The 16,931-nt window shown below is 39.4% G+C and carries 15 protein-coding genes; 3 read left to right on the forward strand and 12 right to left on the reverse strand.

Annotated elements, in window-relative coordinates; genetic code table 11:
- Positions 1–159 precede the first annotated feature (159 nt).
- From BM086_RS07110 to tig, 3 genes are all read right to left on the reverse strand, one after another.
- On the reverse strand, positions 160–1,509 hold the full coding sequence (locus BM086_RS07110; protein ID WP_092325263.1) for a C40 family peptidase: 1,350 nt from the start codon (positions 1,507–1,509) through the stop codon (positions 160–162).
- Between the two features lie 320 nt (positions 1,510–1,829).
- On the reverse strand, positions 1,830–3,221 hold the full coding sequence (gene asnS / locus BM086_RS07115; protein ID WP_092325265.1) for an asparagine--tRNA ligase: 1,392 nt from the start codon (positions 3,219–3,221) through the stop codon (positions 1,830–1,832).
- A gap of 18 nt (positions 3,222–3,239) precedes the next feature.
- Positions 3,240–4,475 (reverse strand): trigger factor, encoded by a 1,236-nt coding sequence (gene tig / locus BM086_RS07120; RefSeq protein WP_092325267.1) that lies wholly within the window; start codon positions 4,473–4,475, stop codon positions 3,240–3,242.
- Positions 4,476–4,640: 165 nt separating this feature from the next.
- Here tig and BM086_RS07125 point away from each other — a divergent pair, with 165 nt between their 5' ends.
- Positions 4,641–5,114 carry a hypothetical protein gene (locus BM086_RS07125; RefSeq protein ID WP_092325269.1) on the forward strand — a complete coding sequence of 158 codons (474 nt, stop codon included), beginning with the start codon at positions 4,641–4,643 and terminating at the stop codon, positions 5,112–5,114.
- 23 nt (positions 5,115–5,137) lie between these two features.
- Here the strand turns inward: BM086_RS07125 and BM086_RS07130 are convergent, their stop codons facing one another.
- The gene (locus tag BM086_RS07130) at positions 5,138–5,590 is read right to left on the reverse strand and encodes a DUF1934 domain-containing protein (RefSeq protein WP_092325271.1); all 453 of its coding nucleotides are present in this window, start codon (positions 5,588–5,590) and stop codon (positions 5,138–5,140) included.
- 18 nt (positions 5,591–5,608) lie between these two features.
- Positions 5,609–6,484 carry a 4-(cytidine 5'-diphospho)-2-C-methyl-D-erythritol kinase gene (gene ispE / locus BM086_RS07135; protein WP_092325273.1) on the reverse strand — a complete coding sequence of 292 codons (876 nt, stop codon included), beginning with the start codon at positions 6,482–6,484 and terminating at the stop codon, positions 5,609–5,611.
- Positions 6,485–6,728: 244 nt separating this feature from the next.
- On the opposite strand from ispE, the gene BM086_RS07140 reads away from it, so the two are divergent.
- Positions 6,729–7,355, forward strand: a complete 627-nt coding sequence (locus BM086_RS07140; protein ID WP_092325275.1) for a hypothetical protein — start codon at positions 6,729–6,731, stop codon at positions 7,353–7,355.
- A 76-nt stretch (positions 7,356–7,431) separates the two neighbouring features.
- On the opposite strand, the gene BM086_RS07145 is transcribed toward BM086_RS07140, so the two are convergent.
- The 3 genes from BM086_RS07145 to BM086_RS07155 form a co-directional block, all read right to left on the reverse strand.
- A complete protein-coding gene (locus tag BM086_RS07145; protein ID WP_092325277.1) occupies positions 7,432–8,340 on the reverse strand; it encodes a dihydroorotate dehydrogenase in 909 nt (302 codons plus the stop codon).
- Between the two features lie 64 nt (positions 8,341–8,404).
- Positions 8,405–9,199 carry a dihydroorotate dehydrogenase electron transfer subunit gene (locus BM086_RS07150; RefSeq protein WP_092325279.1) on the reverse strand — a complete coding sequence of 265 codons (795 nt, stop codon included), beginning with the start codon at positions 9,197–9,199 and terminating at the stop codon, positions 8,405–8,407.
- 31 nt (positions 9,200–9,230) lie between these two features.
- Complete coding sequence (locus tag BM086_RS07155; RefSeq protein ID WP_092325281.1) at positions 9,231–10,520, reverse strand: dihydroorotase; 1,290 nt, start codon at positions 10,518–10,520, stop codon at positions 9,231–9,233.
- Between the two features lie 209 nt (positions 10,521–10,729).
- Between BM086_RS07155 and BM086_RS07160 the strand changes: the two genes are divergently transcribed.
- Positions 10,730–11,461: a lysophospholipid acyltransferase family protein gene (locus tag BM086_RS07160; protein WP_092325282.1), complete on the forward strand. Its 732-nt coding sequence runs from the start codon at positions 10,730–10,732 to the stop codon at positions 11,459–11,461.
- A 52-nt stretch (positions 11,462–11,513) separates the two neighbouring features.
- Here the strand turns inward: BM086_RS07160 and BM086_RS07165 are convergent, their stop codons facing one another.
- The 4 genes from BM086_RS07165 to BM086_RS07180 form a co-directional block, all read right to left on the reverse strand.
- Complete coding sequence (locus tag BM086_RS07165) at positions 11,514–12,719, reverse strand: D-alanine--D-alanine ligase family protein (protein WP_092325284.1); 1,206 nt, start codon at positions 12,717–12,719, stop codon at positions 11,514–11,516.
- Between the two features lie 29 nt (positions 12,720–12,748).
- Positions 12,749–14,380, reverse strand: a complete 1,632-nt coding sequence (locus tag BM086_RS07170) for a Mur ligase family protein (RefSeq protein ID WP_092325286.1) — start codon at positions 14,378–14,380, stop codon at positions 12,749–12,751.
- 26 nt (positions 14,381–14,406) lie between these two features.
- Entirely contained in the window at positions 14,407–15,198 is a 792-nt protein-coding gene (locus BM086_RS07175) for an alpha/beta fold hydrolase (RefSeq protein WP_092325288.1), read from the reverse strand.
- A gap of 98 nt (positions 15,199–15,296) precedes the next feature.
- The gene (locus tag BM086_RS07180) at positions 15,297–16,877 is read right to left on the reverse strand and encodes a glycoside hydrolase family 9 protein (protein ID WP_092325290.1); all 1,581 of its coding nucleotides are present in this window, start codon (positions 16,875–16,877) and stop codon (positions 15,297–15,299) included.
- Positions 16,878–16,931: the final 54 nt, after the last annotated feature.

Consider the following 16,931-nt stretch of genomic DNA (forward strand, 5'->3'; position numbering starts at 1 on the left):
TATTGTTACTGTCTCATAGTGAATCATGTTCTCACAAAATGCGCTGCTTAGAGTGCGTTTTGTATCTGAACAGTAACATTTCATATTAACTTACATCATTTTCATATATCACACAAAAACTTTCAAGAAAAATCACACATTATTTTATTAAAACAAAACTTAAGATATAAATCTTCTTACGGTAATAATAGATCTGTAAGTAGCCGGACTATACTTAATTCCGGTCTTCTGTGTACTGGCATGAACTATCTGTCCTCCGCCAATATATATGCCAACATGTCCGCCGTAATATATCACATCTCCCGGCTGAGCATCAGCATAAGAAACTTCCTGTCCATATGCTCCCTGCGCCCATGAAGTTCTGGGAACAGAAACTCCGAAAGCCTTATAGACTGACTGTACGAACCCGGAACAGTCCGCTCCATTTGTAAGGCTTGTCCCACCGGCAACATAAGGATATCCAACAAACTGGCAGGCATAATTTGCTACATTCTGCCCGGAAAGACTCCCCGGTGCGGAAATTGTCTTGGAACTGTTGGAAGTTTTCTCTGACTTAGAATTATTTGAATTTGATGAAGCATAAGCCGTCTCTGCCGAAGCCTCACTATTCTTTGCAGCTTCCTCTGCTGCAAGTCGCGCTGCCTCTTCCTCTGCCGCTTTTGCAACTTCTACAGCCTTTTTTGCTTCATCTACCTCTTTTTGTTTAGCAACAATCTGTTTCTGCAAAGTTGCAATTCCAGACTGCTGACTCTTTATCTGTGCAGTATAAACTGCTGCATTCTGCTTTGCTTTGGCTATCTTGACATCATAGTCTTCATACTTTTTCTTGTAATCAGCCAGAAGCTCTTCCATATATTTCTGTTCTTCTTCAAGTTCGTACTGTGAAGTTTCAAGTTCCGACTTCTCAGCAGCAAGCTGTTCTCCATATTCCTGAGCCGTTTCTTTCGCAGAAACATACTCCGCAAGCTTTGTTCTGTCATACTCAAACAGATTCTCTACATAAAGAACCTTATTGAGCGCATCTGCATAACTCGAAGCAGTAAGCAGTATATGCACATATGCCATTTCGCCCTTTTCATACATATACTTTACTCGCTGAACCATAGCACTATATAAAGTCTCTTCGTTCTGCTTGGCTACATCATATTCAGCCTGTGTCTTCTCTATCAATATCTCTTTGTCTGCAATATCTTCTTTTATCAGCTCTATATCTGACATAAGACCAACAAGTTCAGATGATGTCTCGTCAATTGCCTCCTGAGTTTCACCCTGCGCATCAGAATAATCACTTATCTGCTCATTCGCATTATCAAGCTTATTCTGACTATCCTTGCTCTGTTTCTCAAGGTCCTTTTTTTGCTTCTCCAGTACTTTTTCTTCCTGCTCAAGCTTCTTCTGATTTTCCTGAAGTGTCTCACTGTTAGTCGCCAAAACCACAAGCTGACTGTTAAAGCCCAAACTAATTGCCAGGGACATAGCTATTACTGCAAAAAAATATCTTTTTTTCATACCATCCCCCTATCAGCATTTTCCAACGAAAGCTTTTTGCTTTCATCTATAATTCTATTACATCATATTTATCGTATCTAGTGTAGTTGTTTTTATATTTCTCGACTATATTGCTTAGATAAAATCTAAATTCTGCAAGGCAGAAGAAGGCGTCGATGGGGGTCCATCGACAACTGATGACAACGCAGCAGATTTAAATTTTAGCAAGCATATAGTCGAGTTAATATAAAACAGCTACACTAGTCTTCTACCCAAAAAAATCAGATAAACCTCCATAAAACCATAGAAGTTTATCTGATCAATAATCTTATGAATAAGCCTTAAAGCTCACAATTTCCTACTGTTCTTGGGAACGATTCTACGTCTCTGATGTTGCCCATTCCTGTAAGATACATTACGCATCTCTCAAATCCAAGTCCAAATCCTGCATGACGAACACTTCCGTATCTGCGAAGATCAAGATAGAACTGGTAATCATCCTTCTTCATTCCAAGTTCATCCATACGCTTCTCGAGAATCTCAAGGTCATCTTCTCTCTGGCTTCCACCGATGATCTCACCAATTCCAGGAACAAGACAATCAGCTGCAGCTACTGTCTTTCCATCTGGATTAAGCTTCATATAAAATGCCTTGATATCCTTAGGATAGTCTGTTACAAATACAGGCTTCTTGAATACTTCTTCCGTAAGATATCTCTCGTGCTCTGTCTGGAGATCACATCCCCATGAAACTTTGTAATCAAACTTATCATTATGCTTGGAAAGAATATCAATTGCTTCTGTATATGTGATACGTCCAAACTCATTGTTAACAACGTTGTTAAGTCTTTCTATAAGTCCCTTATCAACAAACTGGTTAAAGAACTCCATCTCTTCAGGACAATGCTCAAGAACATAGCTGATAACATACTTAAGCATAGCTTCTGCTGTATCGCAGTCATCCTTAAGATCTGCAAAACACATTTCAGGTTCGATCATCCAGAACTCAGCTGCATGTCTTGTTGTATTTGAATTCTCTGCACGGAATGTAGGTCCAAAAGTATAAACATTCTTGAAAGCAAATGCATATGTCTCAACGTTAAGCTGTCCGCTAACTGTAAGGTTTACAGGCTTACCAAAGAAATCCTTTGTGTAATCAACTTCACCCTCTTCTGTCTTAGGAACATTGTTAAGGTCAAGTGTTGTAACCTGGAACATCTCTCCGGCACCTTCACAGTCACTTCCTGTGATAAGAGGTGTGTGAACATATACAAAGTCTCTGTTCTGGAAAAATGAGTGAATAGCATATGCAGCAACAGAACGAACTCTGAAAACAGCCTCAAAAGTATTAGTTCTTGCTCTAAGATGTGGAATAGTTCTCAAATATTCAAGTGTATGTCTCTTTGGCTGAAGAGGATAATCCGGTGTGGAAACACCCTCAATCTCAACAGTATCTGCCTGCATCTCAAATGGCTGCTTGGCATCAGGTGTAGCAACAATTGTACCTGTTACTATTACTGCTGCGCCTACATTCAATTTACTGATCTCTGCAAAATTTGAAAGTGCATCAGTATAAACAACCTGAAGAGGTTTGAAAAATGAACCATCATTCAACATAATAAAACCGATGGTCTTGGAATCACGGATATTTCTTATCCATCCTCCAACGCTTACTTTTTTACCTGTGTACTCATCCTGTTTGGTAAATAACTCTCTGATATCTGTCAGTTCCATATCACCCTCCACTAAATATTAGTTTGATGCACTATCAGAAGTTGCTTCTACAACATTTGCGTGATCAACCATATATCCTACAACTTTTTCTGCCATAAGTCCTTCTCTGTAAACCTCAAGGTCAAGAGAAGCCTTATACTCTTCATATGTGCTAAATCCTGTGCTTGAAGCACTTTCATAGGCATTCTTAAGATAATCATCAATTTCCTGCTCAGAAACTTCAATTCCAAGTTCATCAGCAATTGCCTGGAACATCAGATACTGATTTGTTGTATCTGTAGAAATTGAATTAAGGTATTCATCTGCAGTACCTGTAAAGCCCTCGCTCTGCATCATCATATTCACAATATCTGTAGCAGACAGCTGCTGTCCATAATAATATGAATAAAGGTTAGCACGATACTCAAGCATCTGATCCTGCTGCTTGATATATCTGTTTACAAGTTCCTGAGGTGCCTCTGAAAAAGTAGAGCTGTCTGAAAGAGTTGTAATAACAGCATTCTCCACTGTTGTATCATATTCATCCTTGGCATTTGAATTAAGTGTATCAAGCGCATACTTCTTGAGCTCTTCAAGATTTGTTACGCCGTCAAGGCCAAGTCCTGCCGCCCAGTCATCTGTAATATCTTCAGCCTCAGTATTGATGCTGTTAACAGTTACTGTAAATACAACTGCCTTTCCGGCAAGGTTTTCTGCGCCATAATCTTCAGGGAAAGTAAGGTTAAGATCAACAGTCTGTCCCTTCTCAACACCAACAAGTCCGCTCTCAAATCCTTCAATATATGAGTTGGAACCAATCTTAAGTGATGCTCCCTGCGCTGTACCGCCATCAAAAGCTTCAAGCGTATCAGCAAACTTACCTACATAATCGATATTAACTGTATCGCCATCCTGAACAGCTCTGTCAGTAACTTCTACCATAGGAGGATTACTAGCCTTGATGTTCTCGATATAACTTGTTACATCTTCATCAGTAATCTCTTTGAGAGAAGCCTCAACAGTAATTCCATCATACTGTCCAAGAGTTACATAATCGGATGCCTTAACATCCTTAAGTGCCATAGTCGCAAGATTATCAAAATCAATTGTGATAGCTGATGCTGTTTCATCAGTAGATGTCTCTGTTGTAGTGCTCTCCTGAGCTGATGCATTCTCAGTAGCTGCTGTGTCTGAATTTGCAGCTTCCTTGCTGCATGCTGTAAAAAGCGTGCAAACCATTACTCCTGCAAGGAGTACAGATAGTTTCTTTTTCATAAAAATCTCCTTTAGAACTCAATATATACTATTCCATAGTAAAAACAATATTTCTTATACTACCACACCTTACAAATAGATTAAAGTATTTTATTGCCTATCTTCCTAAAGAATGCTACAATTATCTCTGCTAATTTTGTTTTTTATTTTTTGGAGGGTCATATTTTGAGTACTGGTCTTATTGTATTAATTGTTATCGCAGTTATCCTTACTGCCGCAGTAGTTGCACTTGTTATCCTTGGTAAAAAAGCTCAGAAAAAGCAGGAAGAACAGCAGTCACAGCTAGATGCCATGAAGCAGACTGTTACAATGCTTATTATCGATAAAAAGAGAATGAAGTTGAATGAAGCAGGTCTTCCACAGGCTGTTGTGGAACAGACTCCTAAGCTTCTCAGAAGGTCAAAGCTTCCAATCCTTAAAGTCAGAGTAGGCAACAGAGTTATGAGCCTTATCTGTGATGAAAAGATCTTTGACAGAGTTCCTGTTAAAAAGGAAGTAAAGGCATCAGTAAGTGGCATTTATGTTACTGAAGTTAAAGGTCTTCACGGCAAAGTTGTTGTTCAGGAAGAAAAGAAGGGCTTCTTCAAGAACCTTCTTGCAAAGGCTCAGGAAAAGGCCGGAGCTAAAATGGTTAAATAATGAATTTAAAAATCGGAAACGAGTTACCTCGTCTCCGATTTTTTTATTTCTATGATTATCATTGAATCCGATACAACCATCCCATCCATCTCAAGCTCGTATTCTGCAATGACCTTCATCTCATCATCATTTCTACTCTTGGTAAAATCAAAGCTTTTGGTAATCACCTTCATGGTCATTGAACCATAAGGCGTCTTATACTCGGTATCATACTCTAAGTTTTCTCCGAATTCGAGACGGTTCTGGGTATCTCCGCCTCTTAATATCTCCATGCCACGTCCATCTGATGCAACAAAAACTTTATTGTGCACCTTAACACTTGCTGCGCCATTGCCCTGCTCCTCGTCATATTCGAGTTTGTATCTCCCATCATCCATATCTTCGTAAACACCAGATGAAGAAGTCACTACCTTTTCTGTGGGTTCACCAGGTCTTGAATGAATGCCTGTAACATGAATATCGACATATTTTCTCATAAAAACGCACCTCTTTAGTCACTGTATCTTATTCGGATTAATAGGCCCGGATAGGAAAACCTGTGGTGCCAGACCACTCTCTTTGACTACTTCATATGCTTCTTTTGCCTTATCATCATCTTCAAAGATGCCAAACACAGTGGGACCGCTTCCTGTCATAAATGCCCTTATAGCGCCATTTTCTTCCATAAGCTTTTCAATCTGTCCTATAACTTCGTACCTTTCGGCAGTTACCGGTTCAAGAACATTCCCGATATTTGCGCACATTTCAGAAATGTCTCCATTTTCAATCGCAGCTTTGATGCTGTCTATATCAGGATGCGATACGATTTCTTTACTATCAAGTTCCTTATATACCCATGCTGTAGAAACATCTATATCTGGTTTTGCCACAACTATGCTGCACATTGGCATATCAGAAATAGTTGTCAGTTCTTCACCTATTCCTTCCGCAAGCGCTGTTCCACCGATTATGCAATATGGAATATCTGCGCCAAGCTTAACTGCGAGCTCACAAAGCTTTTCTATATTTAGCCCCAGATTCCACAGTTCATTAAGCGCAGTATACGCAGCAGCACCATCTGTGCTTCCACCAGCCATCCCTGCCGCAACAGGAATTCTTTTTACCAAATGGATATTTGCTCCTTTTTTTACGTCATACTCTTTCTGTAATTGCCTGGCAACCTTGCAGATTAGATTACTCTCATCAGTTGGTATCTTGTCTGACGAAGCTGTAAGCTTTATTTCTCCGGTATCATTGCTTTCAAAGGTCAGAGTGTCGTATATATCAACGTTTTGCATGATCATTCTGACGATATGATAGCCATCATCACGTTTTCCCGTAACATCAAGTCCCAAATTTATCTTAGCATAGGCTTTTTTCTCTATTGTCATTATTAAAATTCCCCATTTCACAGTATTTCAAAGGTCTTTATGCCAGTAAAGTCAGCCACAGACCATCTTCTTTTACATCTTCTCATTTGCACCACTCAAACACAAGAAAAAAAGTCATAAATTAATAAAAAAAATTTATTTCAAACTCTAAAGTTTTCTGTAAAACTGCCGATAGATAGATTAGGTAAACTATAGTTTCGTTTCAGCGAAGTTTTTGTTAACCATCGCAGAAAAGGAGTTCAGTATGGGCGTAAACGGAATTACCGAGGTTACTAACAACATCGCAACGACCTATGCTTCTACCGTCAATCCTTCTTCCACTGAAGAGAAAAAGAAAGACTCTGAAGTAAAGGTTAAAGAAGAAGCTGCAGCCGTATATGAGAAGTCAGAGGAAAAATCAAATTCCTCAACTACTACGATTACGGCGGACAGAATGAAAATCATCCAGCAATTAAAGGCAGAAGATGCAAAGCGCCAGCAGCAACTGTTAGACATCGTTAATAAGATGATGGGCAAACAGGCTAAGACCTACGCTGTCGCTAATTCTGACGACGACGAGAATTCCATCTGGGAATTCCTTGCCAAGGGTGATTTTGAAGTTGATGCAGCTACTAAAGCACAAGCTGAGGCTGACATAGCCGAGGATGGATACTGGGGTGTAAAACAGACCTCAGAACGTATTCTCGACTTTGCAAAAGCACTGGCAGGCGATGACCCTGAAAAGCTCGAAAACATGAGAGCAGCTTTCGAACAGGGCTATGCACAGGCAGAGAAAACCTGGGGAAAAGAGCTTCCTGAGATTTCCAAGCAGACCTATGCAGCCGTAATGAAAGGTTTTGACGAGCTTACAGGAAAAATTACAACTGAATAAAACTATTTAAAAATAACAGGGACGGTTTCTACGCTCACCTTCATGTGAGCCGAGATAACCGTCCCTGCTACTTTTATTACTCCACTATCCCACGAAGAGAATTTATATCAGACACATCATACCTCTCCATGTAGCTTTCTATCTCTTCAACAACCTTTTCTGTAGCATAAGGATCATGGAAATTCATTGCTCCGACTGCCACAGCCGTAGCACCCGCCATGATAAACTCAATTGCATCGCTTCCGTTTGCAATCCCCCCCATTCCAATTATGGGAATATTAACAGCATGCGCTGCTTCATAAACCATTCTCACAGCCACAGGCTTTATTGCAGGACCTGACAAGCCTCCTGTCTTATTAGCGAGCGCAAATTTTCTTTTATGAATATCTATTTTCATTCCTGTGATCGTATTTATCAGAGAAATTGCATCAGCGCCTGCTGCCTCTGCCGCTTTTGCCATCTCGGAAATGCTTGTCACGTTGGGACTAAGCTTCATGATTATCGGCTGTTTAGCCTTTTCTTTTATTCTTTTTGTTATATCAAAAAGAGCATCCTTGTTCTGGCCAAATGCTATTGCCCCTTCCTTTACATTAGGGCAAGAAACATTTATCTCCAGCATATCTACTCTTTTCTCATCACCAAGCCTCTCTACAACTTCAAGGTAATCCTCAACAGATTTACCGCATACATTGACAATGACTCTGGTGTCATACTTGTCCAGGAAACGAAGATCACGCTCTGCAAACACCTCAACTCCCGGATTCTGGAGGCCTATGGCATTTAACATTCCGCCGTATACTTCCGTAACTCTCGGAACAGGATTTCCCTCCCATGGAACATTTGCAACACCCTTAGTGACTACCGCTCCCAATTTATTAAGGTCCACAAAATCAGAATACTCCATTCCTGAACCAAAGGTTCCGGATGCAGTCATTACCGGATTTTTGAACTTAACCCCTGCTATCTCAACTGATGTATTTCTCATAATATTCTCCATTTTATATTCAGATTTAAACCGTTTTTCTCTTTTCACTAATGGACTGTCTTGTTTATATATCTATGTCATCAGCATCAAAAACAGGACCGTCTGTACAGATTCTTGCATTCTTAACATGAGAATGGTCGTCCACATTTTTAGTCTTACAAACGCATCCAAGGCAGGCACCAACTCCGCACGCCATTCTTTCCTCAAGAGAAATATATGCTTTTATTCCCTTAGCTGCTGCGTATGTCTTTATTGCCTTAAGCATAGGCATCGGTCCGCAGGCAAATATGACATCACAGTCAATATTCATTTCATTCATGGCATCAATTACATTGCCTTTTGTTCCAATGCTTCCATCCTCAGTTGCAATATATAGGTTTGAGCATTTTTCAAATTCATCAGAAAGAAATGTTTCCTTATTCCTGTATCCCATTACTGCAGAAACTGTTGCAGCCTTCTCTTCAAGCGAAGATAAAGACTTTGCAGTCTCAAGAAGCGGCGGAACTCCAATTCCTCCACCCATGACTACAGCTTTTTTCCCTGCTGCCTCTTTCACCGGAAATCCATTTCCTAAAATTCCCAGTATCATTATGTAATCTCCGGGCTGATAAAACGTAAACTCAGCTGTTCCCGAGCCAACAACCCTGTAAACCAGTCTGATAGCAGTTCTTTCCTCATTAACTTCGCATATGCTTATGGGTCTTGGTAAAAGAGTCGATTTATTTGTAGGAAAAACTCCCACAAACTGCCCCGGACAGACATCTTTAGCTAAAGGTGTCTCAAGCCACATATCATAAATACCTTCTGCCAAAATTCTCTGACTAAGCACCTTAGCCTGCAACTTCTGCTTTTTTGCCATAAAATCTTTTTCTCCTACTATTTATTTAGCTTTAATTATCACTATAAACAATCTGTCCATTACAGATTGTATAATAGATTTTACCCGGAAGCCTCTCACCTAAAAATGGCGTGTTGGAAGCTTTCGAAGAACTACTTACATAATCCCACTTTTCATCCCTTGCAAACACGCACAGGTCTGCTTTTTTGCCCTCTGCAACTACTCCGGCCTCAAGTCCGTAGATTTGTGCGGGTCCTATAGTCATCCTCTTTATCAGTTCGCCAAGTGATAAATAACCGGTATCAACAAGCTCTCTGATTCCAAGCGCAAGCGATGTCTCAAGCCCTATTATTCCGCTTGGCGCTTCAGTCAGCCCCTTTGACTTTTCTTCCCTTGAATGAGGAGCATGATCTGTAGCTATCATTTCAATGGTCCCATCTCTTAAACCTTCTATAATAGCCTGTCTGTCACTTTCAAATCGAAGCGGAGGATTCATTTTTGCCAGAGAACCATATTTTAAAATAGCATTTTCAGTAAGTGTAAAATGATGCGGAGTTGCCTCTGCATGCACCTTTGCGCCTCTCTTTTTTGCCTGACGGATAAGCTCAACAGACTCCTCAGCGCTGATATGCTGGATTACAATCTCAGCATCCACTTTTTCAGCGATACTTATGTCTCTCTTGACCATTGATATTTCTGCTTCCCTCGGAGACCCTGTAAGCCCAAGCTTTTTTGCAACTTTTCCCGCATTTATCCCATTCTCAGTAATAAACTCAGGATCTTCTTCATGAAGACTTACCACTTTCCCAAGCTTTGCAGCCTCAACGCACGCCTTTTCCATAAGGGTGCCATCTGTAAGCGGTTTTCCGTCATCTGTGAAAAGAACTGAGCCTGCTTCTACTAATTTCTCCATATCCGTAAGTTCTTTTCCCGCCATATCCCTGGTAACATTACCACAGGCATAAACATTGATTCCGGTTGTCCTGCCTCTTTCAAGGACATCTTTTATCGTCTCTGCGTTATCCATATGGGGATTTGTATTCCCCATCATCACAACGCTTGTAAATCCACCTCTGGCTGCAGCTAACGCTCCTGTCTTAATATCTTCTTTATAGGTAAATCCAGGATCACGAAAATGAACATGACAGTCAACAAAGCCCGGTGCAACAATTTTCCCGGAAGCATCAATAACTTTGACGTCACCATTCTCGTCCTTCCCTTTCAAAAACTCATCACTGCTTTCGCAGATTTTTACTATAGTATCACCCTCGATCACTATATCCCTCTTCCCTTCTGTTTTGGAAGCAGGATCAATCAAATACCCATCCTTAATAATAAGCATAGTAAAACTCTCTCCTTATACAGCGTTTCATTTATGAACCCATTTCATCTATACGATATAATTGCACATTTCCATTTCATACTTCAAGTGTTTTTAATAAAAATTGAATTTAACATTTCTATTTCTTTTTTTGCTTAACCGTGAGAAAATATACAGGGTAAAAATTTAGGACTGCCATCCCTACAGTTCCATAGAAAAGAGGAATTTATATGATTCGTTCAATTTTAACCGTATTATTTGTTGCGGTATTTCTGGTTTTAAGTCTTCCAATCCAGCTTGTTTTGCTGCTTGTTGGCAAATTCAATCCCTGGGCCAAAAAGACTGTTTCCCTGGCAATTGTAAGCTGGGCCTTCAATGTTGTTCAGTTCTTAAGCGGCGTCAAAAAAACTGTCATCGGAGAAGAAAATGTCCCGAAAGATAAAGCGGTTTTATATGTCGGCAACCACCGAAGTATCTTTGATATTGTAATAGCTTATCCCCGTGTTCCAAGGCCAACAGGCTTCATTTCCAAAAAGGAAGTCCTGAAAGTTCCACTTCTTAATATCTGGATGATCTACATGGACTGTCTTTTCCTTGACAGAAGCGATCTGAAAAAGGGACTTGAAATGATATTAAGCGCAATCGACAAGGTTAAAAACGGAATTTCAATCTTCATCTATCCTGAAGGAACAAGAAATAAGACAGACGAACCACTTGGAGAATTCCACAAAGGAAGTTTTAAGATTGCACAGCGTACAGACTGTCCGATAATTCCAGTTGTAATAAATCATTCAGATGAAATTCTTGAAAAACACGTTCCTTTCATAAAGTCAACTCATATCACTCTCGAATATTGTAAGCCTGTTATCATGAGTGAGCTTTCAAAGGAAGACCAGAAAAATATCGATCAATATGTTAAAAAGATCATCGAAGAAACCTATTTAAAAAATCAAAATAAATAAGCCGTCAAAAAGGCTGTGATAAATGAAAAACTCACTTATCACAGCCTTTTTATTATCCTTTTGCGCCCTTGCTTCCGCCAAGGTGCACGCCTTCCAACACGTTTGTTTCAAATGAATAGACAACCTTATGACTCTCTCTGTCAGCCTTAAGTGCCAACTGAATCATATTATCAAGAAGTTCTTCATACTTCATTCCAAGAGGCTCCCAAAGATAAAATGAAAGTGAACCCGGAATTGTATTGATCTCATTTAAGTAAACCTTATTAGTAGCTTTATCAAGCATAAAATCAATACGGGAAACACCTGAACATCCAAGACAGATGAAGGCATCAACAGCCATTTTTCTTATCTCATCTCGCATCTGAGGTGTAATATCTGCAGGGATTTTTCTCTTAAGTGATGCCATTCCCTTAGATCCGCCTGTCTTTGCGCCACCCTTAGCTGAGCCCTTTGCTCCGCCGATGTATTTATCCTCAAAAGAAAGGATGTCATCTGAGTTTACAGGCTCTTCGCATTCTGAAGCCTGTGCTGATTCGTAATCTCCAAGAACAGAACAGTTGATTTCCTTAAGCTCTGTGATTGCAGGTTCAACCAAAATCTTCTTAGAAAACTCAAAACCAAGATCAAGCGCTTCAAGAAGTCCTTCTCTATCAGATGCTTTCTTGATTCCGATACTTGAACCGAGATTAAGAGGCTTGATGATAACAGGATATGTAAACTCTTTTTCTATCCTTGAAACCAATTCATCAACATTCTCATAATCTTTCCAGGTATAGCACTTACAATCAAGAACAGGGATTCCATTATCCTTAAGAACTGTCTTCATTACATACTTATTCATTCCAACAGCTGAAGATAAAACGTCACATCCCACAACAGGAAGCCCTAAAGTTGCAAGGAACCCCTGAAGTGTACCATCTTCAACGTTTGTTCCGTGCACAATAGGGAATGCAACATCAACCTGTGCCAACACGTTATTTCCAAACTTTTTCATGGGATATCTTACAAGAGAAACCTTATCTCCGTCCTTAATCCAGATTACCTGTGTGCTCTTTTTGATAAGTTCCGGAATATGTGTATATTCTTCAATCTTATCCACATACTCTCCGATATAGTAATCATTGTTCTTTGTGATATAGACAGGAATAACTTCATATTTGTCACGATTTATATATCCAATAGCCTGAATCGCAGAGATTATTGAAATCTCATGCTCAGTACTTTTCCCTCCAAATAAAACAGCAACTCTAAGCTTCATAATAAAAATACTTCCTTCCTATAGTTCTTTTATGAATAATTATCCGGCAGATCATTTTCAAGAAGAATTACTTTTTCTCTGCCTGCATCTATCTCATACATAAGCGCTGTAGCCTCGTTTAACGTATGCTTTACAAACAATCTCTCCGGATCAAATCCTGCCTCTTCTGCACCGGCCTTGATCGATGCGCTATTCTTGTCACCTACCAGAATAATGTAGTCACAGACAGCTGCTGCCTGCTTTCCAAATTCTTTATTATACTCATCCTCTTTTGCGCCAAGCTCTACCATTCCGGGAGTTACAAGAATCTTAACACTGTCTTCAAAAAGAGCAAGCGTCTCAAGAGCAACCTTCGCTCCATTAGGATTAGAATTATATGCATCGTCCAGTATTGAAACATTGCCATGCTTATTGAGCTCAAGCCTGTGTGGCACCGGCTGAAGACGTCTTACCGCCATTTTCAGTTTGCTCATAGGAATTCCAAAACTGTTTGCAGCAGCAATGGCTCCCACTATATTCTCAACATTATGTCTTCCAACAAGTCTTGTTGTATACTCCGCAGTCTCTCCCTTCGGTGATGTCACTGTAAAAGTAGTTCCTGCGCTTGTAACCTTTATATCTTTTGCCTGATAATCATTTCCATCTGAAATACCGTAAGTAATCGCATCACTGTATTTCATATGTGACTTAATGATCTCATTGTCACCATTTACAAATTTAAGGTGTTTTTCTGTTCCATCATTCTTGCCACCCTCAGCCTTAAGCTTTTCATCAACCGCATCAAGCAGTTCATACTTGGTGCTGATAATGTTATCAAGGCTGTGGAAAGTCTCAAGATGCTGATAACCAATGGATGTAAGTATTCCATCGTCAGGATGAACAATATCAGTAATTTCTTTAATATCATGAAGGTGTCTCGCACCCATTTCACATACAAAAATCTGATGTGTCGGCTTAAGATGCTCTCTTATAGTTCTCACTATTCCCATCGGTGTATTGTAACTTTCAGGCGTCATAAGAACACTAAAGCCCTCTGACAAAAGAGTTGTAAGATAATACTTAACGCTTGTCTTTCCATAGCTTCCGGTAATACCAATAATTCGAAGTCCCGGATGCTCTCTTAACATTCTCTTTGCATCATCAATAAAATACTTATTGATTCTCTTTTCAATCGGAAGATTTATAAGATTTGCAAGTGCTGTAAACAGTGGGAAAAGACATACATACACAGCCCATATAACAACACATATCACGCTGCCGTATTTTGATGATTTATTCACCAATACAGAAACACACAAAAGTATTGCCAGCAGTATTCCATAAGTTACAAACAATCTTTTTACCCTGTCTGTAACAACAAATTTCTTTTTAGCAGGTTTAGGAATGTACAAAAGGCTTGTAAGCACTATAAATACGATTGCAAGTATGTCAAATACTACATATAAAACCCACATTTCATTTGCCAGGAAAAACGGAGCAAGGACCAGGGAAAATGCTGCTCCTACATGCAGTCCAAGTTTACTCTGAATAGAGCCAAGGAACCTGAAATACCCCTGAAACTGATAGCTTGAAAGCTGAAGCATATGGGTATAATACCAAAGCCCCAGTATTGTTATGGCGATAATACCTATAATCTTAATCAAGATAGTGAAAATATACATTTCTATTCTCCAATTTTATTCGCTTTTTAATCAATCTTTAAAAAACTTCCAAGTATCCTGTTATACAAAAATGGATTATCAAGGAATGTATAATGTCCTGCGCCCTTAATCACTGCAAGCCCTGCTTCCGGCATAAGTTTTTCCATTGTCTGCCCGTCTGAAAGCGGTGTCGCAGTATCCATATCGCCCCATATGAGTAGTGCAGGCTGCTTGACAGATGGCATGTACGGAACTAAATCCTCATTAACACACATAACAAGCGATTTACGCATAACCTGAGAAGCAGCTGCATAATCCGCACTTCCAAACTTCTTCTGAAGCATATCCAGTGTTTGCGGGAAAAGCTTTATTATACCTGTCTTTGTCAAAAGATTCTTATAAAACTTATATCTCTTTGTTCGCTTATTCTGAGCCTTCGTCTTAACAGGAAGCACTCCTGCCGAATCAGTTAAAATAACTTTTGGTATTGAAAAATCGGTCTTTATCCTACCATCATTAATCCCGGACGCAAGCTTGATTATTATCCTTCCACCCATAGAATGTCCCAAAAAGATTATCTCTTTCTCATTGGGATATAACTGCTTAATGAATGCAAGAACAAAGTCAACATATGCATCCACATTCATAGGTTCTTTTGGCTCATCACTTTTACCAAATCCCGGCATATCCATGGCAACAACGTGATATTTACTCTTGGCAAAAGAGATCACTCCGGAAAAGAGCTCTATATTAGCTCCCCAGCCATGCAGCATAACCAGCAACGGTCCTGCGCCTTCATCTATGTAATTTATATTTAATCCATTTATTATTGTTTTCATGACCCATCCATATTATCACTATGATTATTTACATGCAAATAAATAAGGACTATTAGTTACTGCATTAAGCTCCATGTAAGCGACAGTAACAATTTTTCTCAATCCGTAATGGCACTGAGTAAAAGTATCAAAAGCGCATCATATTGCGGATTATTCATAACTCCCGCTGCCATATCATAGTCATTGTATGTTCTTTCTGTAGAAGCAGTAACATAATTCATGCATTCAGGATTTAGTCCCATCATATAATGAGCATGGTTTTCAATTATAGTCCTGTATTCATAATTATATATGATATGATTTGTAATAGTCATGCAGCGCATATCTTCCAGTACTTTTACAAAACTGTCCTCTGATGATAATTCAACTACATGATATTTTCCGGATGAAGCTTCCTTTGCGATATTCTCTGATTTTTTCATCAGAGCTTTCATAATGATTTCGCAATCGTCTTTATCTACCTCCTGATTTGTGGATAAGTAGACTATAGAACCAAGAAAAATATTATCATCTGAATTAAATAAATCTGTAAAATCTCCTCTGTTAAAATAACTCTCAAGAATTCCGAGGTACTTGTCATTGCCCGTTGTTCTATAAAGCTGCGCCGCCGCTTTAAATGCTGCTGTAGTCTCTTCAGCTTTCTGATTGTTCAAAAAACTCTCAAAAGCTCTGTCGGCAGCTCGAAGCACTTCCTTGGCATAATTCGCATCAAATTTCTTATACAGATAACTAAATCTTGCAACAGCAGAAGCAAAATTGATCGTTGCTTCCATGGATACCGGCGTAACCTCTACAGGAGCAAAAAATACATCCGTTCCACTTCCAATATTGGTAAGAGCAGCTCCGTATACGCCTCCGGTCTTGGCATCCTGCATTTTGAGCATCCAGTCCACTTCGTATTTGGCTTCATCAATTATATCCGGTATTCCGTTTCCGCTATCAGACATTCCTTCGTCATCTGAAAAAGAATCCGGATTCATCTCATATGCAAGTAACAGGTTGTCGACAATGTAACTACCAATATTTGTATCTCTATCAGCCTGTCCATCCAGATGCCAGCCACCTGTAACATCTATCGCCTCTGACATATTCTCTTGAAAATGCGCCTCAGTAGTATGGCAGGCACTATGCCCATTATCACCTGCATCCACTTCTGAAATTGCTATTCCACATCTGTTAATATAGTATTTTTTGCAGGCCTCATTTAATGTTTTTCCATAAACATCTTCCCCTATCTCAAAAGAATAGGATTCACCCAAATAATCAGCATAGATGTAATACTTACCCGGCTCATTAAAATCACCGAATCTTCCATTTCCGTAAAAGATACCGCTTTCTTCATCCAACTCAGGCTTTAAGATTTCACCTGTATAAACAGTTTCCCCACTTTCTAATTCTTTTATTTCATAATTTTCAGGAAGCTTTTTCCCCCTGAAAATAATATTTTTTTCAGAACCAATGTTATAACCTATCTGATTCACTAAAATATTAGGAATCTGCTGTGGCATCTCAAAATCCGTTGAATTAGGTGTACTCACACTTTGGACTTTTTGTGTCACCTGCGTCACATTTGTCTCTTTTTCAGCTGAAGAAGCGCCGCAACCTGCGACGCTCCCCACTGTTAACAGCATACATGCTGCATATATTATTCTTTTTTTCCCTATCAGGTCTGAAAACATAAATAAATCCTTATACGCTATAAAAATCTGTGCCTAAAATTTCAAAGATATCCA

The sequence above is a fragment of the Butyrivibrio sp. YAB3001 genome, from assembly GCF_900112195.1.
In the GTDB taxonomy this organism is placed as follows: Bacteria; Bacillota; Clostridia; order Lachnospirales; family Lachnospiraceae; genus Butyrivibrio.